Annotated in this window: 17 protein-coding genes; 13 read left to right on the top strand and 4 right to left on the bottom strand. The window is 38.5% G+C overall.

Annotation, left to right across the window (positions count from 1 at the left end; genetic code table 11):
* The first annotated feature begins 218 nt into the window (after positions 1 to 218).
* The 13 genes from PKC55_RS06525 (at position 219) to PKC55_RS06465 (ending at position 21,036) form a co-directional block, all read left to right on the top strand.
* Complete coding sequence (locus PKC55_RS06525) at positions 219 to 3,050, top strand: triple tyrosine motif-containing protein (protein WP_324372359.1); 2,832 nt, start codon at positions 219 to 221, stop codon at positions 3,048 to 3,050.
* A gap of 263 nt (positions 3,051 to 3,313) precedes the next feature.
* The gene (locus tag PKC55_RS06520) at positions 3,314 to 6,376 is read left to right on the top strand and encodes a SusC/RagA family TonB-linked outer membrane protein (protein WP_324372356.1); all 3,063 of its coding nucleotides are present in this window, start codon (positions 3,314 to 3,316) and stop codon (positions 6,374 to 6,376) included.
* 24 nt (positions 6,377 to 6,400) lie between these two features.
* Complete coding sequence (locus PKC55_RS06515; RefSeq protein WP_135104521.1) at positions 6,401 to 7,861, top strand: RagB/SusD family nutrient uptake outer membrane protein; 1,461 nt, start codon at positions 6,401 to 6,403, stop codon at positions 7,859 to 7,861.
* A 113-nt stretch (positions 7,862 to 7,974) separates the two neighbouring features.
* On the top strand, positions 7,975 to 10,143 hold the full coding sequence (locus tag PKC55_RS06510; protein ID WP_291125620.1) for a glucoamylase family protein: 2,169 nt from the start codon (positions 7,975 to 7,977) through the stop codon (positions 10,141 to 10,143).
* Between the two features lie 7 nt (positions 10,144 to 10,150).
* Entirely contained in the window at positions 10,151 to 12,388 is a 2,238-nt protein-coding gene (locus PKC55_RS06505) for a glycoside hydrolase family 3 N-terminal domain-containing protein (RefSeq protein ID WP_324372353.1), read from the top strand.
* A 4-nt stretch (positions 12,389 to 12,392) separates the two neighbouring features.
* Positions 12,393 to 14,675: a beta-glucosidase BglX gene (bglX, locus tag PKC55_RS06500; RefSeq protein ID WP_291128767.1), complete on the top strand. Its 2,283-nt coding sequence runs from the start codon at positions 12,393 to 12,395 to the stop codon at positions 14,673 to 14,675.
* Positions 14,676 to 14,683: 8 nt separating this feature from the next.
* Positions 14,684 to 16,030, top strand: coding sequence for a glucoamylase family protein (locus PKC55_RS06495; protein ID WP_524536937.1), 1,347 nt, complete (start codon positions 14,684 to 14,686; stop codon positions 16,028 to 16,030).
* A gap of 16 nt (positions 16,031 to 16,046) precedes the next feature.
* Entirely contained in the window at positions 16,047 to 17,798 is a 1,752-nt protein-coding gene (locus tag PKC55_RS06490) for a family 43 glycosylhydrolase (protein WP_291127779.1), read from the top strand.
* A 218-nt stretch (positions 17,799 to 18,016) separates the two neighbouring features.
* A complete protein-coding gene (locus tag PKC55_RS06485; RefSeq protein WP_291127782.1) occupies positions 18,017 to 18,379 on the top strand; it encodes a DUF1304 domain-containing protein in 363 nt (120 codons plus the stop codon).
* Between the two features lie 102 nt (positions 18,380 to 18,481).
* Entirely contained in the window at positions 18,482 to 18,964 is a 483-nt protein-coding gene (locus PKC55_RS06480; RefSeq protein WP_291127785.1) for a Crp/Fnr family transcriptional regulator, read from the top strand.
* A gap of 65 nt (positions 18,965 to 19,029) precedes the next feature.
* Positions 19,030 to 20,049: an NAD-dependent epimerase/dehydratase family protein gene (locus PKC55_RS06475; protein ID WP_291127787.1), complete on the top strand. Its 1,020-nt coding sequence runs from the start codon at positions 19,030 to 19,032 to the stop codon at positions 20,047 to 20,049.
* Positions 20,050 to 20,121: 72 nt separating this feature from the next.
* Complete coding sequence (locus PKC55_RS06470) at positions 20,122 to 20,601, top strand: glutathione peroxidase (protein WP_291127790.1); 480 nt, start codon at positions 20,122 to 20,124, stop codon at positions 20,599 to 20,601.
* A 3-nt stretch (positions 20,602 to 20,604) separates the two neighbouring features.
* Positions 20,605 to 21,036, top strand: a complete 432-nt coding sequence (locus tag PKC55_RS06465; protein WP_291127792.1) for a pyrimidine dimer DNA glycosylase/endonuclease V — start codon at positions 20,605 to 20,607, stop codon at positions 21,034 to 21,036.
* 119 nt (positions 21,037 to 21,155) lie between these two features.
* Here PKC55_RS06465 and rsgA read toward each other — a convergent pair whose 3' ends face one another.
* The 4 genes from rsgA to PKC55_RS06445 form a co-directional block, all read right to left on the bottom strand.
* Positions 21,156 to 22,211 (bottom strand): ribosome small subunit-dependent GTPase A, encoded by a 1,056-nt coding sequence (gene rsgA, locus PKC55_RS06460; protein ID WP_291127794.1) that lies wholly within the window; start codon positions 22,209 to 22,211, stop codon positions 21,156 to 21,158.
* The gene (locus tag PKC55_RS06455; protein WP_291030100.1) at positions 22,208 to 22,987 is read right to left on the bottom strand and encodes a class I SAM-dependent methyltransferase; all 780 of its coding nucleotides are present in this window, start codon (positions 22,985 to 22,987) and stop codon (positions 22,208 to 22,210) included. The genes rsgA and PKC55_RS06455 overlap by 4 nt, the downstream gene beginning before the upstream one ends.
* 311 nt (positions 22,988 to 23,298) lie before the next feature.
* Positions 23,299 to 23,874 carry a polymer-forming cytoskeletal protein gene (locus PKC55_RS06450; protein ID WP_291127797.1) on the bottom strand — a complete coding sequence of 192 codons (576 nt, stop codon included), beginning with the start codon at positions 23,872 to 23,874 and terminating at the stop codon, positions 23,299 to 23,301.
* Between the two features lie 20 nt (positions 23,875 to 23,894).
* Complete coding sequence (locus PKC55_RS06445; protein WP_291030096.1) at positions 23,895 to 24,911, bottom strand: ParM/StbA family protein; 1,017 nt, start codon at positions 24,909 to 24,911, stop codon at positions 23,895 to 23,897.
* Between the last annotated feature and the right edge of the window lie 53 nt (positions 24,912 to 24,964).

The raw sequence follows: 24,964 nt of genomic DNA, 5'->3' as shown, positions 1-24,964 counted from the left end.
TGAAATGCTTGTGTTTTTATTTAACACAAGCATTTCTTTTTTATTTAAAAGGAGTACAATCTCTACTGTCTACCGAATGAAAGGCTTTTAACCACAGTATACTCTCTATCCAAAAAGTTTAAGTTATACATCATCTTATTTATTTAAAATTATGTTGTTATTTTTGTACAAGTTCGTAGAAGTAGTAATATAGACAAATATGTAACACAAGATATCACATGAAAAAGAGTTATGCTAGTTATTTATTATGTATCCTATTGCTTTGTTTATATTCCTCTTTTGCAAAAGCAAATAATCCATATATTGTAAACTTTGATAGAAACACATACGGTGCAGCAAACAAAAACTGGTCTATAGATCAGGATGAAAGAGGGTGTACCTATTTTGGAAATGATATCGGGTTGCTGCAATTTAATGGCGTAGAGTGGAAGCTTTTTCAGATGGCCAACAGGTCTGTGGTAAGGAGTGTGGCAGTACTCGATCATCAAACGATATTTACCGGCGGTTATGAAGAATTTGGCCTTTGGAAAAGAGATATTTCCGGGCAATTGAAATATACATCATTAAAATCTTTGGTCGATCAGAAATCGATGCAGGAGAATGATTTCTGGAAGATATGGTTTAATGATAATAAGGTGTACTTTCAATCTTTTAATTCTATTTTCATATATGATTATAAAACTGTTAAGCAAATAAAGATAAATAAGAATATTCTTTTTTTGCTGAAAGTACGTGGACAATTTTGGGTACAAGAAATGCAAGGCGAATTGTTCCGATTGATAGACGATAAACTTACCAAAATAAATGATGGAGCGTTTTTCACAGGGAAAGATGTCAGAACGATTTTACCTTACAAAAAAGATCAATATTTAATCTGTACTGCAACTAACGGTCTTTATGTCTATGATGGGGTGAAAATCTCCCCTTGGAATACTCCCATTTCATCAGCGTTGAAGCTAAATGAACTTAATTGTGGATTACTCACTTCACGAGGGACATATTTTTTTGGTTCTATCCTTAACGGTATATATGAGGTTGACGAAAACGGCAATATATTAAATCATTTTTCTACAGCCACAGAGCTTAACAACAATACGGTATTATCGTTGCGCGAAGACAAAAACGGAAATTTCTGGGCCGGATTAGATAGAGGTATAGCATATATACAGTATCTCGACAATATGAGTTATTATACTGACCCGAATGGAAATATAGGGGCTGTATATGACGCTTTCTATTGGAAAAATAAACTCTATATAGGAACTAATCAGGGGCTGTTTTATATGCCTGAGGGTAAACTGCAATCAGTAAACTCTCTAGAAAACCTTAGATTGGTAAACGGAACGCAAGGACAAGTATGGAGCTTGCGTGTTATAGACAATAAGCTGATATGTTGCCACAATCGTGGAGCGATGATTATCGAGGATGATAAGTCATATCCTTACCTGCCTTTTATAATGTCTGGCATCTATGACATAAAAGAATATACGGTAAATAAAGCTGAAATATTAGCTGTATCAACTTACAATCACTTGAAGATAGTTCATAAAGGAACAAATAAGGTCTATGATATAGACGAGAGCCGAGGACCTGTCTTCAAGAGTGAACTCGATCATCTGGGAAATATATGGGTTCAACATCCATACAAAGGGACTTACAGATACCTATTCAATGAGGATGTGATGGGTGTAAAGAGCTGGAGTTATTATGGAGATAATACACAAGAAAATCTTCCTCACAAATTATCGATGTTTAAAGTGGGAGGGCGTATAATCTTGTTCGGGGATAATAATTTTCTGACGTATGACGAAATAGATAATACGATCAAGCCAAACGAGAAGCTGAACAACTGCTTTAAGTCTATTAATAAAATAAAGAAGATTATTCATATCAAAGATAATTCTTTTTGGGCTATAACGGATAAGAGCCTTTTCAAATTCAGTTACGATGGGAGTGAAGCCAAAATTGAAGAAAGATACAATATCGGTGTTCACAAACTATCCTTAGTAGAAGGATACGAGAATATTTCTATCTTGAATGATTCAATAAACTTTATTTGTTTAGATAATGGCTTCCTACTCTATAATGACAAAATTCCTGCAAAGAAATATAAGTCCGTTCAGGACAGGCCATATCTGGAAACCTTAGAGATAAAATCAACGAAAGGAAAGTTCGATTTTAGAGATCCGGCAACATTGTCTGAGGTGCCTTACGAATATAATTCGGTTACTTTTAGTTTTATATCCGATCAGGTATTAAGCCGGAATCTTTTATTCCAGTACAAGCTGGTAGGAATAGATAATGAATGGTCGAAACCTCAGAAGATAGATAAAGTAACCTATGACCGTTTATCTGCCGGAAAATATACGTTCATGCTTCGTACTACAGACAATATTGGCTACACATCCGAGATTACTACGTCTCAGTTTGTTGTATTGTCTCCTTGGTATTTATCTTTGTGGGCTTACCTGATCTATATTTTACTTATTATGTTTGTTGCATATATTGTATGGGTTATCATCCTAAAGAGATATAAGAATAAACACCTGCAAAAAATAAGACAGAGAGAAGCCGAAAGACTACAAACCATAAATCAGGAATTGCAAAGTGAAATAGAGAAAAAAGATGCCGAAATATTTGATCAGACTTCATTTACTATCCAAAAGAATGAGATTATACTGTCTATAAAAGAAGTGATTGATGAGTTTTGTCTTTCAAGTGATAATAAAACTTTGAAGCTTTTATATCAGAAGGTATTGCCTATCTTAAACAATAATTTGGAGGATGATAATGACTGGAAAATCTTACTAATAAAATTTGAACAGAAACACACTAATTTCTTCAAGAAATTGAAGATTCTATATCCCGAACTCACCCCGAACGACCTTAAGCTTTGCGCATGTTTGAAGCTAAATCTCGAGACAAAAGACATTGCCTCTCTTATGAATTTATCGACCAGATCGGTCGAAAACAATCGTTATAGACTAAGAAAGAAACTTAACCTCAGGTCTACACAGAATCTAAATGATTTTATTTTAAATCTCGATTGATTTAAAATAATTATCTGTAATACATATGTTTATGTCTGTTAGAGTGGGAAGTGTGCATTGTTAATATACGTTAAATAGAGTGCGTGCGTATTTGATGTGAACCCTCCTTTTACATGATCTTGTCTGTGTGCTTTAATTTTGGCATAAATCTAAATATCATGGAAAGAGTCACCTCACTCTATAGCCGGTTGGCTATTGTAAACATTACTCCTGCCTTATTATTTAGATTAATTGGTTAACAGTTAATTAAAGTAATTTGAACTATGAAAAAATCCAAAAAAGACTTTATTTCAGGGAATCTGAATTCACTGATTTTGCGGTATTTATTATTCCTGTTTTGTTTCCTATTAACCACAGGAAATATTTATGCTCAAACGAAAACTATTTCAGGAATTATAAAGGACGAAGCCAATGAACCGCTGATTGGCGTTACTGTACAAATAAAGGGAACAAACAATGGTACTATTACCGATATCGATGGTAGATATACTATTGCAGCTGCTACAGGCAATGTTTTAGTATTTACGTATGTGGGAATGCAAACACAAGAAGTAACTGTTGGCTCACAAGCAAGTATCGATGTAGTTATGAAAAACGACAGCCGGATGCTTGCCGAAACAGTCGTGATCGGTTATGGTAGTGCAAAAGCAAAAGACTTGACATCTCCTATTGCGACTATCAAAGGGGATGATGTCAACAGGCATCTTACAGCATCGCCGATGCAAGCAATGCAGGGTAAAGTACCCGGACTACAGGTAATCAACACCGGTCAACCGGGAAGTTCGCCTAAAGTACGTATCCGTGGTGTCGGAAACTATGATGATTCTAAAACCGGACCCTTGTATGTTGTAGATGGTATGTTCTTCGATAATATCGACTTCTTGAATAACAGTGATATCGAAAACATGAGTGTACTCAAAGATGCTTCTTCTGCTGCTATTTATGGAGTACGTGCAGCGAATGGAGTTATCATTGTGACAACTAAAAAAGGCTTGACAGACAGAAAACCTCAGGTTACTTATGATGGTTATTTTGGTTTGCAAAAAGCTTCTAACCTAGTAAAGATGGCTAACTCTCAGCAATATGCGACAGTGATGAAAGAAATCGGTAATACAAATACTATCGATCAGTCTATCGCTAAGTTTGGTGGTGCTAATGGTATTCCCGCTGTAAATACCGATTGGTATGACGAAATATTGAGAGTAGCACCTATGCATAGCCATGCTATAAATGTTAACGGAGGTGGAGAAAAAACAACGTATTCAATCGGTATTAGTTATTTGAACCAGAAAGGTATCTTGGATAGCGACAATGGTTATGAGAGATTAAATATGCGTTCTAAAGTAGATATAGGTATCACCAACTGGTTGAAAGTTGGAGGTAGCTTTATTGTTGTGAACAGTGATCAAAAGCTTGCAAATAACAGTGCTTTTGGTAATGCGTATACATCACCTTCTATATATCCGGCTTATGATGCGAATAATAGCATTGCATCGCCTACCAAATATGGATCGGCACAAGATGTAGGGCTAACAAACTACTTCTGGAATCCGGTGGCTATTGCTGATTATTACAACAACAAAGTGGGGGTGACAGAAGTTCTTCCGGCACTTTACATGGAGTTGTCTTTCTTAGAAAATAAGTTGACATTCAGAACTTCTTACAATCAGGATTTGTCTTTCCAACGCAATCGTTTATTCTTGCCGATATATACCGTTTCGGCCAGTCAACAAAATAAGAAAACACAGTTGACTAAATCTCAGAAATATACAAACAATTGGTTGATAGATAATATCCTGACATATAGAGACACTTTTGCTGAGAAACACAATGTGACTCTGATGGCAGGTAATTCTATAAGAAAAGAGAGATGGGAAAGACTCCGCTTGCAAGGCGAAGGTATTCCTGATGGAAGAGAACAGTACTGGTACTTACACAACGGTTCTATTATCGAACAAGGAGCTGATGTCGATACTTGGTACGATAATGCAGAGGAGATTAGAGGAGCTTCGTTTTTCGGTCGTTTGATGTATGACTATGCAGGCAAATATTTATTATCTGCTACAATCCGTGCCGATGGCAGCTCAAAGTATCAAGAGACGTGGGGGTATTTCCCTTCTGTAGGTCTTGGATGGGTACTTTCGGAAGAAAACTTTATGAAGAATCAGAAAGTATTTGACTTCCTGAAATTAAGAGGAAGCTGGGGGATGCTGGGTAACGATAAGATACAACGAAATGATGGATTTGCTTCCATTACTCAAGAAACAGGATATTTCAACGGACAACTTATGCCTGGTACATCCAGCCTTTCGTTTTTCTCTTCTCTGAAATGGGAACAAGTAGAAGAATTGGATTTTGGTTTGGACTTTACTATCCTGAATAACCGTTTATCGGGAGAACTTGATTATTACAAACGTATAACAAAAGATGCCGTGTTCTTGAAAAGCCTTCAGGCAGGAGCCGGATCATTATTAATGAATAACGGTGAGATCCAAAACTCGGGTGTAGAAGTATCTCTAAACTGGGATGATAAGATCGGGCGTGATTTTACTTATAATGTTGGTGTAAATATGTCGACTTTGAAAAATAAGGTCACTCACCTTGATGGTTTGGATCGCATAATTACATCCGGGGACTATGGACGTATCAGACAGATTGGTCAGACAGTAGACTCTTACTATGGATATGTAATGGAAGGTATTTATCAGAATCAGGCAGAAATTGATAATGATAAAACTTTAACAGATATTGCCAGCAAACCGGTTCCGGGAGATATTAAGTTTAAAGACATAGATGGCGACGGAAAACTGACAGACCAAGACAGAACATTGCTCGGTTCTCCACTGCCTAAGTTCTTCTTGGGTGGTAATCTCGGGTTCACCTACAAGGCTTTTGACTTTAGTACTGCATTCCAAGGACAGTTTGGTCATAAGATCCTGAATCAGAAACGGTTCTTAAGACAAAAACAAACTGATATAAATTTCGACGAAGATATCGTTAAAAACCGTTGGACAGGTGAAGGCTCTACAAACAAATATGTATCAGGCGCAGCTTTGGGACATACATGGACATATAGCCGCTTCAACTCATTCTTTGTTGAAAGTGCCAATACATTTACGATTCAGAATATACAGTTGGGATATACTTTCCAGAATATTTTCCCTCAGAGTGGAAACAAATCTAGCTTAAGAGTAAGTTTTACGGCAGAAAGACCATTCAACTTCTTCTCCTATAATGGATTTACTACAGACGTGGCTGATGGAATAGATAACGATGTTTATCCTTTAACCTCAACTTACAGTATTGGTTTCAGATTGGTATATTAATTAAAGAAATAAGAAATTATAGTTATGAAATTTTATATATACATTATATCAGCATTATTGTTATTAAGCAGTTGTAGCGACTGGCTAAATAAGGAACCCGAAAATGTATTAGATGTCGAGGGGCTTGATTATACTCTGACCGAAAATATGAACCAGCCGCTAATCGGTATCTATGCACGTATGCGTGGAGGAAGTGGACTTAGTTTCTGGGGAAGACTTGGCCTACTGAGCGTAAGAGGTGATGATATAAATAAAGGTTCTTCACCTTCCGATCAGGGAGAGTTAAACTATGCAAAGTCATTCGAATACAATCAGCTTGGTGGATATTGGGCATTAAACTCATCATGGACAGGATTATACAATTTGGTGTTGAGTTGTAACTCTGCTTTGGTAGACCTGAATAGATATAACGAGTATACAACAACTGAGGCGGATAAAAAACTGAATACTCAATATCAGGCAGAGGTACGTTTTATCAGAGCTTTTGCTTATTTTCAGATAACCAGATTCTGGGGCGATGCATTGCTTGTTACCGATAACAAAGAAGTATTAGGTACACTTAATGTTACCCCTCGGGCTGATATCTACAAGTTTATTAATGATGAGATGGATTTCTGTGAAGCCAATCTTCCGGCTTTACGTCCTAACGAAATGCCTCTGAAAGGTCAGGTTACTAAATATACAGCTCTGGCACTGAGGGCAAAAGCAAACTCTGATATCAACAATTGGGATGCTGTACTATCTGCAACAAATGAGATTATCAACAGTAACAAGTTTGAGCTCTATCCCGATTTTTATGATTATTTCAAAAAGCCGGGATGCTTATCAAACGAAAATCTATTCGAACTACAATACGGTTTGGTTGGTAGCACAGCAATAGAGTCTGATGCGTGGTTTGCATTCCAAGGTCCAAGAAATGGATTTGTAGGAACAAATATTGAAGGGGGCTGGGGCTTCATGGTTCCTAGTGCTTCTTTAGAAAAACTATTCCAAGACAGGGGTGAGACCGTACGTAAAGAAACTACTTTCTTGTATGCGGGATCTACAACCAAGGAAGGGGATGTGCTAAAACCAAGTACAGCAGCAGACGGAAACGATAGAGTATTTAATGGAAAAGTGTATCTGCCTAGCACTCAGCTTCCGGAAGGAAGAACAGGGTATGGATTTGGTAATAACATCCGTGTGATGAGATATGCAGACATCCTTCTATTGAATGCCGAAGCAAAAGTTCGTAAAAATGAAAATGGGGATGCTCCTTTCAACTTGGTGAGAACCAGAGCAAAAATGCCAACATTGACTAATGTTACATTGGATCAGATTTTGGAAGAAAGACGAGTTGAATTAGCGTGCGAATGGGGCGAACGATTCTTCGATCTTGTTCGTACAGGTAAGGCTGCCGGAACACTTCCTGGATTTACCGAAGGTAAGTCCGAATTTTATCCGATACCTCAAGCTCAAAAAGATTTGAATCCAAATCTTAAATAAGAAACTATCAGGAGAGGATACTCAGTACTTGAAAAGGTGCTGGGTATTCGTCTCTTCTTGTACTGAATATATTGTAATGTGTAAGTTTTTATTATCAACGTAAATGCCATATCATGAAATTAAGAATTATTTTCTGTCTGTTAGTTATAAGATGTTTATCTGCTCCCGCGCAAGAACCGGAATACGATCACATTTTTTTTGACAATGGTTTGATGACAGGGCGTTACTATTACAGTAGAGCCGATTATACATCTCCTAGCTATATCCAGAATATAGAAAATAAACTACCTGTATCCGAAAAGGAATACTTTACAGCAAAAAACTCACTGCTATTAAACTATGTGTCTGCACCTAATGGAAGCTGGTCGGCGTCGATTCTTTATCATGATTGGCGGGGAAAAGACTTTGTGAAAGAGGGTAAATCTCTGGACTTTAAATTATTTGTCAAATCGGGAACAGAAGCAGAAGAATTACCTCTTATTGCCATAGGTGCTATTAACAAGAAAGAAACAACTACATCGTCCTTTATCAACTTTAACGACTATATATCTCAATTCAAACAAGAGGAATGGGTATCAGTATCCATCCCTCTATCTGAATTTAAAAATTTAAGCTACACAAATACAAAAGAAATAAAAGAAGTTCTTTTCAAACAAAATTCACAAGACGGAAAAGAGCATACTTTATATATAGATCAGGTAGAATTAAGTCCTATCCAAAAACCTGTTTCAAACGTGATAGTCCCGGCGATAAAGGCAAAGGCCTATGAGCGTCATGTAGACTTGTGGTGGGATAAATCAGGGTTGGAAAATATAAAATATATCAAAATATATCGCTCCGAAGATGGGAGAGAGTTCAAGCAGGTAGGCATACAATATCCTTATACAGGTCGTTATGCAGATTTCACAAACGAACCGAATAAGACATTCAGCTACCGCATTGCTTGTGTAAATTATGACTACTCCGAATCACAACCATCTAATATCGTAGAATCAACAACCCGATATATGACTGACGAGCAACTCTTGGATATGGTGCAGGAAGCCTCGTTCAGATATTATTGGGATGGCGCAGAACCAAATTCAGGGCTAGCCCTCGAAAATATTCCGGGACGTAGAAATATGATTGCAACAGGAGCTTCTGGTTTTGGGATGATGGCAATTGTAACCGGTGTAGAGAGAGGATATATCACTCGCGAAGAAGCCATACAACGGTTCAAAAAAATAGTCGCATTTCTCGACAAAGCCGAAACTTTTCATGGAGGCTATGCTCATTTTATAGATGGAACAACAGGTAAAGTGGAACCATTTTTCGGAATGCGTGACAATGGAGCCGATATGGTAGAAACATCCTTTTTGTTTCAAGGGCTATTAACAGCCCGTCAATACTTTGACAAGAACAGTGATGATGAGAAATACATCCGAAATACAATCACCAAACTATGGAAAAATATAGAATGGGATTGGTTCAAAAAGACAAAAGACAGTAAATATTTGTATTGGCACTGGTCTCCGGATCAGGAATGGGTGATAAACCACAATCTTATCGGCTGGAACGAGACAATGATAACTTATTTGCTGGCAATAGCCTCACCAACCCACGGTGTAGGCAAAGACATGTATTATTCGGGATGGGCTAGTCAGGAAAAGCTGGCGCAGGATTATCGTGCCGACTGGGGACAAACACGTGATGGGGCAATGTACTCGAACGGAAATACATATTTCGGAGTAAAGCTCGATGTGGGGGTGTCTAATGGTGGGCCATTGTTTTTCATACACTATTCATACTTGGGGCTTGATCCGCACAAGATAAAAGATAAATATGTTTCTGAAAATTACTTCGAGAACTTTCGGAATATAGCTCTTATAAACTACCGTTACTGTGTAGAGAATCCTAAAAAGAATATCGGATATGGAGCAGATAATTGGGGACTTACGGCGAGTGACGGACCTTGGGGTTATCGTGCTGCCGAGCCGGTAGATCATCAGGATGTGGGAACGATGGCACCGACAGGGGCTTTGGCTTCATTCCCTTATCTGCCAGAGCAATCGATGGCGGCATTGAAGAATTATTATCGTAACTATGGTTCTTTCTTGTGGGGTGAATATGGTTTCCGTGATGCGTTCAATCTGAATGAGAATTGGTGTGCTAACATTTATATGGGGCTTAATCAGGCTCCGGTAACGGTGATGATAGAGAATTACCGTACAGGACTTATTTGGAATTTGTTTATGAAAGATCCCGATGTTCAGCGAATGGTAAAAGAAGTGTTTATTAAATAAATTGAAGATGAGATTGAATTGGATTACATCTTTTGCTTTGCTCTGTCTGCTTATATTTACAGGCTGTGGTAAAGACAAAGATAAGAGGGATGCTGAGGTGGATAAATTTGTTGATGACTTGCTTAGCCGAATGACTCTGGAAGAAAAAATCGGGCAAACGGTTTTATATACCAGTGGTTATGATGTTATAACAGGCCCTACAGTTGACCCAAACTACAAAGAATACCTCAAGAAAGGAATGGTTGGGGGTATCTTTAATGCTGTGGGTGCGGACTATACACGTAGTCTGCAAAAAATAGCTATCGAAGAAACCCGTTTAGGTATTCCTCTCATCTTTGGTTACGATGTGATCCATGGACAGCGAACTATCTTTCCTATTCCCCTTGCCGAATCATGCAGTTGGGATCTCGAAGCGATGGAACGTTCTGCTAGAATTGCCGCTTCCGAGGCTACAGCCGAAGGTATAAACTGGATATACGCTCCGATGGTCGATATCTCTCGTGATCCTCGTTGGGGGCGTGTAGCCGAAGGAGCGGGTGAGGATGTTTACTTAGGCTCATTAATCGCTGCTGCACGTGTAAAAGGATTTCAAGGAGACAACCTATCGGCTGTAAATACTGTAGTTGCCTGTGTGAAGCATTATGCTGCTTATGGGGCGACTATGGCAGGGAGAGATTACAATACGGTGGATATGTCTCTCAATGAACTGTGGAATACATATCTTCCTCCATTCAAGGCTGCGCTCGATGCCGGATGTGGTACGATAATGACTTCATTCAATGATTTGAATGGAATACCAGCTACAGGTAATAGATACTTGCTGAAGGACATTCTTCGTGATAAATGGAATTTCAATGGATTTGTAGTTACAGACTATACCTCTATCAATGAAATGATACCGCACGGATATGCTAAAGATGAGAAGCATTCTGCTGAAATAGCGATGAATGCCGGTGTAGATATGGACATGCAGGGAGGTGTGTATATGAATCATCTGAAAACTCTTATAGATGAAGGAAAAGTTTCGGAGAAAGATGTAACCGAGGCGGCTCGGGCAATTCTGAAAATAAAATATAAGTTAGGACTGTTTGACGATCCGTATCGATATTGTGATGCCAACAGAGAGAAAACAGATATTCTCACACCTGCAAATAAAGAGGCTGCCCGGGACATGGCACGCAAATCGATGGTTCTCTTAAAGAATGACAAGCAGATTTTACCATTGAAAGAAAATAAGAGAATAGCACTGATTGGCCCTTTGGCGAAAGATAAGTATGAAATATTGGGTTGTTGGTCTGCAATGGGAAATCGTGATATGATTCCCGTAAGTGTGTATGATGGTTTGGTTGAAGCCATCGGTAAAGACAAAATCTCTTATGCCAAAGGCTGCGATATACAGAGTGATGATACGAAAGGATTTGCTGAAGCTGTTAGAGTAGCTTCCGCTTCTGATGTTGTAGTGATGGTGATGGGCGAGTTTCATAATATGTCGGGAGAAAATAATTCCCGTACAAACTTATCACTTCCCGGTGTTCAAGCGGATTTGCTCAAAGCGATAAAAAAGACCGGAAAGCCTGTAGTTCTTGTATTGATGAATGGACGACCGTTGACTATAAACTGGGAAAAGGATAATCTGGATGCAATCTTAGAGGCTTGGTTTCCTGGTACAATGGGAGGCGCAGCTATTGCTGATGTGCTGACAGGGAAATACAATCCGTCAGGAAAACTAACAATGACATTCCCTCAAAATGTAGGACAAATACCTTTATTCTATAATCATAAAAATACGGGTCGTCCTTATGATCCCAATGTTCCTCAGTTTGCGTATGGATCTCGTTATTGGGACGTTTCTAACGAACCTCTTTATCCATTTGGATATGGACTGAGCTATACAACATTTACCTATTCAGACTTAACGTTATCGTCAAAAGAGATAACAAAAGACAGTCCGCTTAAAGTAAGTGTGAAACTTACCAACTCGGGCGAATATGACGGAGAGGAAGTTGTACAGCTTTACACGCGTGATCTGGTAGGAAGTGTTACGCGCCCTGTGAAAGAACTGAAAGGATTCAAAAAAGTATTCTTGAAAGCCGGCGAGTCGAAAGTAATAGACTTTACCTTGTCGGTGAATGATTTGAGATTCTATAACTCACAGCTTGAATATGTCTACGAGCCGGGGGACTTCCATCTTTTTGTAGGCGGAAGTTCGGATACAAAATTAAAAACAGAATTTACATTAAAATAGCAATATGAAGAAACTTATTACAACTGTTTTGCTTGGGTGTACCCTGATCGCTAATGCACAGCAGAACCAAAACACAAAGATGGATCGCTTTATAGATGATCTGATGAGCAAAATGACTATTGAAGAGAAAATAGGTCAGCTCAACTTGCCCGGTTCGGGAGATATTGTTACAGGACAGGCAAAGAATAGCGATATTGCAGGCAAGATTAAAAAAGGGCTTGTTGGAGGCCTTTTCAATATAAAAGGTGTTGAAAAAATAAAAGATGTGCAACGGGTTGCCGTCGAAGAAAGCCGTTTAGGGATTCCTCTTATTTTTGGGATGGATGTTATTCACGGATATGAAACGGTATTTCCAATTCCATTGGGACTGTCTTGTTCTTGGGACATGGATGCTGTTGAAAAATCAGCACGTATAGCAGCGATCGAGGCCAGTGCCGATGGTATTTGCTGGACATTCAGCCCGATGGTGGATATATCGAGAGACCCTCGCTGGGGACGTGTGTCGGAAGGCAATGGTGAAGACCCTTATTTGGGTGGTCAAATTGCTAAAGCCATGGTAAGAGGTTATCAGGGTGTAGGAGACAAAACGTTTACGACTAACAATCAGATTATGTCGTGTGTAAAGCATTATGCTCTGTATGGAGCGGGAGAAGCCGGACGTGACTATAATACGGTAGACATGAGTCGCCAACGCATGTATAATGAATATTTCTATCCATATCAGGCAGCAGTAGATGCGGGAGTAGGTAGCGTAATGGCATCATTCAACGAAGTAGACGGAGTTCCGGCTACAGGCAACAAATGGCTGATGACAGACGTGTTGCGCAAACAATGGGGATTCAATGGGTTTGTGGTAACAGACTTTACAGGGATCAACGAAATGGTAGATCATGGTATCGGCGATTTGCAAACCGTATCGGCTCGTGCACTTCGTGCAGGTATCGACATGGATATGGTTGGTGAAGGTTTTCTTACAACTTTGAAGAAGTCGTTAGATGAAGGGAAGATAACCGAAGCAGATATAAATAGGGCATGTCGTCTTATCCTTGAAGCAAAATATAAGTTAGGATTATTTACCGACCCTTATAAATATTGCGATGTGAGCAGGGTAAAGAAAGAAATATATACACCCGAACATCGTGCTCTTGCCCGTAAGATAGCAGCAGAAAGCTTTGTTTTGCTCAAAAATGACAATGTGTTGCCTTTGAGTAAAAAGGGCACGATTGCTGTTGTTGGGCCATTAGGAAATACCCGTGAAAATATGCCCGGGACATGGAGTGTAGCGGCAGATTTCAATAAAGCGACAACAGTAGTTGACGGACTAAAAGCGGTGGTTGGCAACAAAGCGAATGTAGTATATGCAAAGGGTAGTAATTTAACTACCGACCCCGCACTGGAGCAGAGAGCAACTCTTTTTGGAAGGGACTTGCAGCGTGATGGACGTACAGAAGAAGAATTAAGAAATGAAGCATTACAAATTGCAAAGAACGCGGATGTAATTATAGCTGCATTGGGCGAATCGTCAGAATATAGCGGCGAGTCGAGCAGTCGTTCCGAAATTGGTATTCCTGATATTCAACAACGCTTGTTAAAGGAATTATTGAAAACAGGAAAACCTGTCATTTTAGTATTGTTTACAGGTCGTCCGTTGACTCTTACATGGGAAAATGAAAATGTTCCTGCAATACTCAACGTGTGGTTTGGCGGAACCGAAGCGGCTTATGCAATTGGAGATGTTCTGTTTGGAGATGTAAATCCGAGTGGAAGGCTTACTACCACATTTCCTCAGAATGTAGGACAAATACCATTATATTACAATCATAAAAATACAGGTCGCCCATTAGCCGACGGTAAATGGTTCGAAAAATTTCGCAGCAATTATCTTGACGTATCAAACGATCCTTTGTATCCGTTCGGGTTTGGACTTAGCTACAGTAAATTCGACTATAGTGATGTGAAACTTAGTTCGACACAGATGGATGCAAATGGGGAATTAACGGCGAGTGTGACAGTAACGAATAAGAGTAAAGTAGACGGAGCGGAAGTAGTGCAACTCTATATTCGCGATGTTGTCGGAAGTGTAACCCGTCCGGTAAAAGAACTGAAAGGTTTTGAGAAAGTTTTCATCAAAGCGGGAGAATCTAAGACTGTCAACTTTAAGATAACACCCGAAATGTTGAAGTTCTATGACTATGATCTTAACTTTGTTTTCGAACCCGGAGACTTTGATGTGATGATCGGGGGCAATAGCCGTGATGTGAAAAATGCCAGATTTACGTTGAAATAATGAATCTTATGAAAATAATACAGGCTATTTTTGTCTCCGGACTTGCTCTCTGTCTATTAAACTGTGCTAATAATAAAGATAAAAGTGTAGCAGAGGAAGCTTCTGCAATATCTGATGAAGCATTAATAGATACGGTACAGCGGAAGACATTCCAGTATTTCTGGGATGGGGCAGAGCCTATGAGCGGTATGGCTCGTGAACGTTTGCATGTAGATGGAGACTATGGTAAATATGACAAAAATACCGTGACATCAGGTGGTAGTGGTTTTGGGATAATGGCTATTATCTCCGGCATAGAGCGAGGATATATCGCCAGAGCGCAAGGCTTAGAGAGATTTAATGAAATAGTTGATTTTCTCGAAAAAGCAGATTCTTTTCATGGTGTATTTCCTCACTGGTGGAATGGAGAAACAGGAAAAGTGGTAGGGTTCAGTGATAAAGACAATGGTGGAGATTTGGTGGAAACATCATTCCTTTTTCAAGGTCTTCTTGCTGTGCACCAATATTATATAAACGGAACAGATGAAGAAAAAGCTCTTGCAGCACGTATCGATAAACTTTGGAAGGCTGTAGACTGGAATTGGCATCGCAATGGTACAAACCAATTGTACTGGCATTGGAGTCCTGAGCATTCTTGGGAAATGAATTTTTCTATACATGGTTATAATGAATGTCTTATAACATTTATTCTTGCCGCTTCATCTCCTACTCATGGTGTTCCTGCAAGTGTGTATGAGCAAGGATGGGGAGAGAATGGAAAGATTATCGGCCCGCATGAGGTAGAAGGTTACAAGTTGAATATGCGTTATCAAGGTACAGAGGTAGGGCCTTTGTTCTGGGCACATTATTCTTTCTTAGGCTTAGACCCAAGGGGACTAAAGGATAAGTATGCAGATTATTTTGAAGAAATGAAAAATTATACGCTGATAAATAGGGCGTATTGTATCCGAAACCCGAAAGGATATAAAGGTTATGGTGATGACTGTTGGGGGCTGACTGCCAGCTATTCGGTAAAAGGATATGCGGCTCATGAGCCAACCGAAAGAGGAGATCTTGGCGTGATAACGCCTACTGCCGCACTATCTTCTATTGTTTACACTCCCGAAGAATCAATGAAGGTGATGAGGAAACTGTATAGTATGAGAGATAAATTGATGGGATCTTACGGTTTTTATGATGCCTTTAGTGAAACTGACAACTGGTATCCTCAGAAGTATTTGGCAATAGATCAGGGCACAACTGTGGTGATGCTGGAAAATTACCGAACAGGATTATTGTGGAATCTGTTTATGAGTCATCCGGATGTTCAAAACGGACTGAAGAAATTGGGATATGAATCCCCTCATTTGAAGTAATGTGTTATTTTAAGACATGAAAAGATTAAGTATATTATTGTTATTTATTACAGCGACTTTTTGGCTGTCGGCGCAGCAAAAAACATATTGTAATCCTATCAATATTGATTATGGATATGGCCCTATTCCCAACTTTCTGACATGGGGTAAGCATCGTGCTACGGCAGATCCTGCAATTGTCAATTATAAAGGAGATTACTATCTGTTTTCTACCAATCAAACAGGGTATTGGTGGAGTAGCGATATGTCTGACTGGCATTTTGTATCACGTCATTTTCTTACACAAGAGGCTATTGACAATACGCCAAACAAGTGGGACGATCTTTGTGCCCCAGCAGCATGGGTACAAGGCGACTCGCTCTGTGTGTTCGGTTCCACTTATTCTCGCCTTTTTCCTATTTGGGTGAGTACCAACCCCAAGGGTAATGAGTGGAGTAAAGCCGTAGAACGATTCGATATTGGAGGCTGGGATCCGGCTTTCTTTGTTGACGATGACGAGCGTCTTTATATGTATAATGGGAGTAGTAATGTATATCCATTGTATGGCATAGAACTCAATCGCAGTAATTTTCAACCCATAGGAACACGCAAGGAACTCTTGCTGCTTGATGATGAGCGCATCGGTTGGCATCGGTTTGGAGAACATATGGATAATACTTTCCTAAAGCCGTTTATGGAAGGTGCATGGATGACAAAGCATAATGGAAAATATTACCTGCAATGGGGTGGTCCGGGTACTGAATTTAGTCACTATGGAGACGGTGTAGCAGTCAGTGACAGTCCTCTAGGCTACTTTGAGCATGTATCTCTCCCGCTAAGTATGAAGGCCGGAGGTTTTATAAGAGGTGCGGGACATGGAGCTACATTTCAGGACAATTGGAAGAACTACTGGCATACCTCGACAATGGTGATCAATGTGAAAAATAATTTTGAGCGTCGCATCGGTATCTGGCCTGCCGGATTCGATAAAGATGATGTCATGTATTGTAATACTGCATTTGGAGATTATCCTCACTATTTGCCAAATGGTGAAGCAGATCATTTGCAGAGCCGATTTACCGGTTGGATGCTGTTGAACTATAATAAGCCGGTGCAAGTATCATCTACCCTTGGGGCTTTTTATGCAAATAACATAGTGGACGAAAACGTCAAAACATATTGGAGTGCTCAGACAGCGAACAAAGGAGAATGGCTGATTTCCGATCTGGGGCAAATTTCTACTGTACACGCCATACAGATCAATTATGCCGATCAGGATGTAGAGCTTATGGGCAAGCAAACAGTAACATATCACCAGTATATAGTTTATTATTCTTTGGATGGGAAGAAGTGGAGCGTGCTGATTGATAAAAGTAAAAATCAGAAAGATGTGCCTCACGATTATGTGGAGTTGACAAAGCCTGTTGAGGCTCGTTATCTGAAACTTGAAAATATACATATGCCGACCGGCAAATTTGCAATATCAGGATTCAGAGCTTTTGGATTAGGAAAAGGTGATAAGCCTAATGCTGTGGAAGACTTCATTGTTTTACGTTCAGATATGACAGACAAACGTAACGGGTGGCTGAAGTGGAAACCTGTAGATGGAGCTTATGCTTATAATATATACATCGGGCAAGAGCCAGATAAACTCTATAACTGTGTAATGGTATATAATGTAAATGAATACTATTATCCGGGTATGGATAAAACAAAGCCTTATTATTTTGCGATAGAGGCTATCAATGAGAACGGCACATCTGAGTGGACTAGGGCTCAGGCTTTATAAAGGATTTTTTGGTAGTTTTAGTTGTAACTAAAAAACACTCGTAGTGATTTATGCGCTACGAGTGTTTTGTTTTTAGATCAAATCAATTGTTATTTACTTTGTTATTTGTGTAAAGAACTAAGAAAAACTAGGAATAGATAATAAAAAGAAAAGATTGTAATAACGATCTTGAAAAATAAATCTTTACTTCGTAAGGTAATATTCTAAAAGAAGAAAAGATGGAAATATTATCTAAAATATTAATAGGTCTTGTAGCTCTTGAACATATCTATATTCTTTGGATCGAGATGTTTGCATGGACAACAAAAGGTCGTACAACTTTCAAAAGTATTCCTGATGAATTGTTCGAGAAAACAAAAGGATTGGCTGCTAATCAAGGGTTATACAATGGTTTTCTTGCCGCCGGACTTATCTGGTCACTGCTAATTGGAGATTCTGATTGGAGTCATAATATAGCATTGTTCTTTCTTAGTTGTGTTGCTATTGCAGGCATTTATGGTGCTGTCACTGCTCAAAAATCGATCTTTTTCAAGCAGGCACTACCAGCTCTGATTGCAATTATTGTTTTATTATTGAAATGATTCTGGACTATGCATGAACAACTGATAAAGGATATTTCAATTAGGTATAAAATACAATCACAAGACATAGAACTGTGTAAAACACTTTTTCAGCCTGTATTGATGCCAAAGAACAGAATTTTGGAAGAAGAAGGAAAAATTCCTCAGCATTTATATTATATCATATCGGGATTTATGCGCCTGTTTTATTATAGCGATAATGGAGATGAAGTTACTACGCATCTCAATTGTCCTCACGGTTTCTTCACTGCCTTTTCAGATTTTATAAACCAAACAAAAGCTTCGGTAAATGTAGAAACTGTTACCGAATGCGAACTACTTCGTATAACTAAACCGGATTATGATAAATTGGTCAGTATAAGTACGTTTTGGAAAGATTATGGAATGCAGGTTTTGCAGGAGTCGGTAATCTATAATGAAGAGCGGTCTAAAGATTTGGCAACATTATCAGCCGAACAACGCTATCTTAAACTAATGAAATCTTATCCGAACATTATTCAGAATGTTCCATTGCAATATATCGCCTCCTTCCTTGGTATAAAACCGGAAAGTCTTAGCCGTATAAGACGAAATCTGATTAACTAACAAAAGTCAAGTGTAATTGATTTTACGATTCTGAATTTTGTGTCATAATTATTAAATATAAAACAATGACACAGAAGAATATCGTTTTAGTTACCGGAGCAAACGGACATTTAGGAAATAACTTAGTAAGACTTTTAATCGCCAAAGGATATCAAGTAAGAGCATCTGTCCGCAATATCAAGAATACAAAACCATTTGAGGGGCTTGATTGCGAAGTGTTACAGGCAGATATAACCGATAAGAACTCAATGCTTCAGGCTTTGCGTGGTGTTGATACTTTTTATGCGGTAGGAGCCGTCTTTAAGCTGTGGGCAAAAGATCCGCAAAAAGAGATTTACGATGTGAATATGAATGGCTGCAAAGTCATGATAGAAGCAGCAGTCCAAGCCGGAGTAAAGCGGATTGTGTATGTCAGTTCCATTGCCGCATTGCATTATACAAAAGGAATACCAATCAATGAAGAATCAGGCTACAATCCCGACCGTAGGGATATGTATTATAACTCAAAAAATGATGCGGAAAAACTCGCTTTCGAATTAGCAAAGAAGCATGATATAGAATTAGTTGCCGTATTACCTTCAGCCATGATAGGGGGCGTGATAGCAGACCGCTTGAGTAATTCGAATGAAATATTAAAGGCGATATTGAACAATAAATTGCCTATCGAAACCAAGATAACCCTCAACTGGATAGATGTAAATGACGTGGCAGAAGGTTGTGTTTTGGCTGCAACGAAGGGGCAGTCGGGAGAACGATATATCTTGGCTAATGAAAAATGTATGACTATTACTGAGTCAATCAAATTGGCTGATGAATTGTTTCCGCAACTGAGGCTTAAAAAGCCGATACCTGTTCCTCGGTTTGTCCTTTATTTATTCGGTGCTCTGTTAGGATTTGGTGCTAAAATATCTGGGAAAGCTCCTGCCATGACTACCAAAGAAGTGAATATGTTTTATGGGTTGGTACAGGATTTTGATATATCTAAATCCCGAAGAGAGCTCGGTTTTAGTCCGAAGTCTTCTAAGCAAGCTTTGAAATCGGCTTTGTTGTATATGTGGGAAGAAAGAGAAAGACTATTAAAGTAATTATATAATAAAACTTGTTATAATTTAATCTAAAATCGGTCGAGATTGTTGTATATGGTAAAAGCAATAAATATGAGTATATACAATTTTACCGTAAAGGATAGTAAAGGTAATGATGTTCCTTTATCCAACTATAAAGAGAAGGTGCTGCTAATAGTTAATACTGCAACAGCATGTGGTTTCACCCCACAGTATAAAGATTTGCAGGACTTATACCTTAAGTATAAAGATCAGGGGTTCGAAATATTGGACTTTCCCTGCAATCAGTTCGGGAAACAGGCTCCGGGAACAAATGAAGAGATTACCTCGTTTTGTGAGATGAAGTATAAAACGACATTTACCACTTTTGGAAAGATTGACGTAAATGGAGAGAATACCGATCCTCTGTATAAATATCTGAAAGAAAATAGTAAAGGATTTTTAGGCGATTCTATAAAATGGAATTTTACTAAATTCCTGATTGATAGGGAAGGGAATATCGTTGATCGTTATGCTCCAATAACCAATCCATCAAAAATCTCAGGCACGATCGAAAAACTATTAGAAAAATAATATATGCGACTATGGTCTTTACATCCGATGTATCTTGATTCGGCAGGGCTTAATGCCTCTTGGCGTGAAGGGCTATTAGCTAAGAATGTGCTTTTAGGGAATACTAAAGGTTATACGAATCATCCTCAGTTAATTCGTTTTAAGAATAGCCCCGATCCCAATCTTTATATCGACGCCTTTCTTACTGAAATATATAAAGAGGCTGTAAGACGAAACTATAATTACAGTAAGGAAAAGATCCGTCTCATTGAAAATATACTACCAATCTTTGTAACAAAAGGGCAGTTGGAATATGAGTTTGAACATCTGAGAAGAAAACTTCAAAAACGAAGTCCTGAGCTATTCGATAAATTACCCACATTGGCTAACTTAAATCCACATCCTTTGTTTAAAACGATAGATGGAGACGTTGAGGAATGGGAGGTTATAATGTAATATGAGTATAGTGTAACAATTCCATTGTTTGATTTATACGATATAGAGTCTTGCAATGGTTCAATAAATCATAAAATAATGCAGGTATTGTAAAATGCCTGCATTTTTTAAATTGAATATTAGAAATTTTCTTTATGCTTCTTAACTTCGTCTACTAGTTTCGAAAAAGATTTATCCCTTTTACGTCTTTCATATTCCGAAGTAGAAAAATGCCAAGCCTCTCTCCTTAGTTTCAGATAGCTTTCATAAACTTTACGGTCTAATGTCCCATTATTTACTGCTTCTAAAACTGCACAGCCGGGTTCGTTTGTATGCTCACAGTCTTTAAAACGACACAGCCCTTCATAGTCAGATATTTCAAGCATTCCCGAAAGTGAGTCCGGATTTTCAATAGCCAATCCAAATTCTCGAACACCCGGAGTGTCAATTAGTACTCCTGATCCTTTCATCAATATCATTTCCCGACGTGTTGATGTGTGCCTTCCTTTTCCTGTGGACGAACTTATATCGGATGTTAGCAATATTGATTCTTCGCAAAGTGCATTCACCAGAGAACTTTTACCCACACCGGAAGAGCCAACGAATACAACCGTTTCTCCGGGTGCTATGACCTCACGTAGCTGAATAATTGTTTGAGGTTGGTGGATACTTGTAAACAATACAGGCATCTGATCGGCAATGTGCTTGATTACGTTGCTTATATTCTCTTTCTCAAACTCCAAATCAGATTTGTTGAGTACCAATACCGGGCTAATGTTTCCTTCCAATATCTGAGCCATAAAACGTTCAGCCCGACGGACATTGAAATTATCATCCAAACTTTGTACAATAAAAGCTTTGTCAATGTACGACGCAATGGCTTGTTTGTCAGATACTGTTCCACTTTTCTTTCGAAACAAAGTACGTTCACGTGGTAGCATATCAACTATAATCCCTTTCTGGTCATCGAATGGTTGAAAAATTACCCAATCGCCCACGCAAGGCAAATCGAAAGTTGATTTACCGAACATCATATTCCCGGTCAGTTCACATTGGAACATTCCATTTTCACAGATAATCTCATAGCATGTCCTGTGGACTATAGATACCCGTCCGTGAGGCAACGCTTTATGGACTGATTCTTGTTTTAGTTGGCTTAATTTATCGCTCCAGCCATAAATATTTAGATCAATCATAGCTTTGTCTTTTTTGCGATGAAAAATGTATAGCCATAGAATTCTTTATACTTGTTGTATAATTCCGCTTCGTAGCGTTGAGATGCAACCAGGTCTTCAGCAGCTTTATTTCCTGCATATTTATTCAGGAAAACTTCTTCAGCAGTAGCTTTAGGAGCAAAGTAATACTTTGTCCAACACGTTTCGGGTAAAATAAATGTAGCCACAGGGAGATATCCTGCCCGGTGTATTTTGGCTACCTGATTGGGTATCGTATCTATTTCAGCATATGAATTCATCCAGAAATCATTTATTTCTGCCGGACGTTCGTCTGTAAACCATGAACTCTCGGAGATAGCCAAATATCCACCTGTTTTCAAATATTTACGCCATTCGTTCAACCCTCGTTCAAAGCCAATATTATAAATGGCTCCTTCTGACCAAATCAGGTCTAACTCCTCATTCTGAAAAGGAAGATTATCCATTGAGCCTACAATTCCTTTCACTCTGTCTTGCATGCCTAGCTGCTTTGCATTACGATTCAGAATATTGATAAAGTCGGGAAATAAATCCAGTGCAGTAATCTTTCCCTCAATATGCTTGGCAAGTGTCATTGTCTGCCCTCCTGTACCGCAGCCAATGTCGGCAATAAGGGATTTGTCGGTTAGGTTATCAACAAAGCGAAGGGCAGTGAGCGTTGCATCGGTACTACCGGGTCCCTGTCGTTCCATGCTAGAGAAAAATTCGCAGATTAAATTAAAATCGAAATCGTGAATTGTTTTATTTTCGTTATTCATTTCGTTATTTGTATTAGCGCACATATGCAAGCATGACAATGCTATAGCACTATTGTACGCAGATTAAAATTAAATTATAATAATATGAATATTCCTCTCAAAAAGGTTTATTTGAGAGTAAACGAAAGGACAATCTGTTTTGAAAGTACAGATTGTTTACAATACCAAATCCGATTTATGTAAAATCTTAGTCATCCGGCAAAGATATATAAATATTTAATTATAAATAAAAAAACTGTTCCGGAAGTGATGATTTGATATAAAATCACTTCGGAACAAAGTTTTTCGTCTAATGTTTACTAAAAATTCACTTACCACCAATTATTACCGTTATCTACGGATTGAGCTATTGCTGATTCAGGTTTTTGTGCATTTATTTTTTTCTGTTCTTTGCCTACTGTCTTTGCTTCAGGTATAGGAGAGCTTTTTTGGGGTATATTCGTCTCTTCAGTAAGAAGCTCTCGGGTTTTAGAAATCTTTTTGTTTCCTATAATTTTTTCAGCTTCTATAAGCTTTATAGCTAACATTGAAACTTCTACTTTTGGAGTGAATGATACCGACCCATTAATTCTGCATCCTGTTTCCATAATAGCCTTTTTTGCCATAATTGAGCCTTCTATAACAGCCGAACTACTAATTTGTATGGTGTTCGTGCAAAACACATTCCCTTTAACTAAACCCCCAATTGTACAATCGGTAGCAGTTATGCTTCCATCAATAGTTGCAGTAGGATCTACTATGGCCCTATCTTTTACAAAAAAGTTTCCTTTTTGCATTCCTGTAAAGCAAAATCCACCTAAAACAACTTTGTCCTGATTTGATACAGCTATTTCTTCTACTGTTTCTTTTTCTATAGGTTTGGCTTTTTTTCGTTTGATGAAAAACATTCTTTTATTCTCTATTTATACTATTCACCTGCGAAATTTGTCACTACAGTTGTTGCATTGCCTATATCAATACCAAGTGCCGATTTTGGTCTGCCGCTTACACGTAAAGAGTTAAGAGCATATCCTTTGCTTGCGAGTGTTTCCGGATTATCCAATACCGTTATCTCTGTGAAATGTCCAAATTCTGCAATAAAACAGTCTACTAGCTCCTGATAATACATTGCGCCTCCACATAAGTATATCCGATTTGTTTTCACAAGGTTGGAGTCATTGATAATGCTCCGTAGATTGGGCGATATCACTTCCTGATAGTAGGTCTGGATAACATTTTTACGGATCTCTCTTAAATCAACATTCTGACGATTTAAGAAGATATATCCTCGCTGAAAAGCATCGTCCAGCTGATTTACATTTCTCAATTCGAGATAATATTTACTCTTCAGTTCGTTAATCATTAGATTTACAGCATAGCGGATTCCGTGTGTACTTACCATTGCCTGTTCTACGATTCCCGAATCGGTGCTTAAGATAGACTCGAAAGTGCCAAAGCCGCAACTAAATACAAAAAAACTACCCGAAACATTGGGCTCTCCTTTTCGTATTGCAATTGTGCATCCGACAATTTCGGGAATGACTTCAACTTTTTGCACATCCAGCACTACTTTCTTTTTGTTTCCTGCATTATGGGTTGATGCATCATAGTCGAGTAGGTGCGTTTTTTTGAAGAATTCAACGGCTTTATCTCTATAAATATAATAGGTTGAGTAGGGGAAGCCTGTTGTAATTGTTAGCGGTTGTTCTATCTTATCCTGTGCCAGCAGGATTGATGCTTTGGCAAGAAGCTGATAATCGATATCATCAGGAGAGGAGTTTATCAGTTTATGAGGTAACTGTCCTTCGTTCAAGGCTAGATCACCACAGATATACCATTTGTCATTGTGCTGAATCTTCAGACCATGAAGCAAATCTTTAGAGGTTTGGGACAAAACTGTGTTGTTGATCTCAATTAAACTCGGAAAGGATTGAATTTCATACATAGGTTTTTTTCAAAAAAGTGTTTAACAATTAAAAATTAGAATAATAGCATTAT

This window comes from Dysgonomonas sp. (genome assembly GCF_035323175.1).
In the GTDB taxonomy this organism is placed as follows: Bacteria; Bacteroidota; Bacteroidia; order Bacteroidales; family Dysgonomonadaceae; genus Dysgonomonas.
Note: the sequence above shows the minus strand (reverse complement) of the source record. Positions and strands in the feature narration are given on the sequence as shown.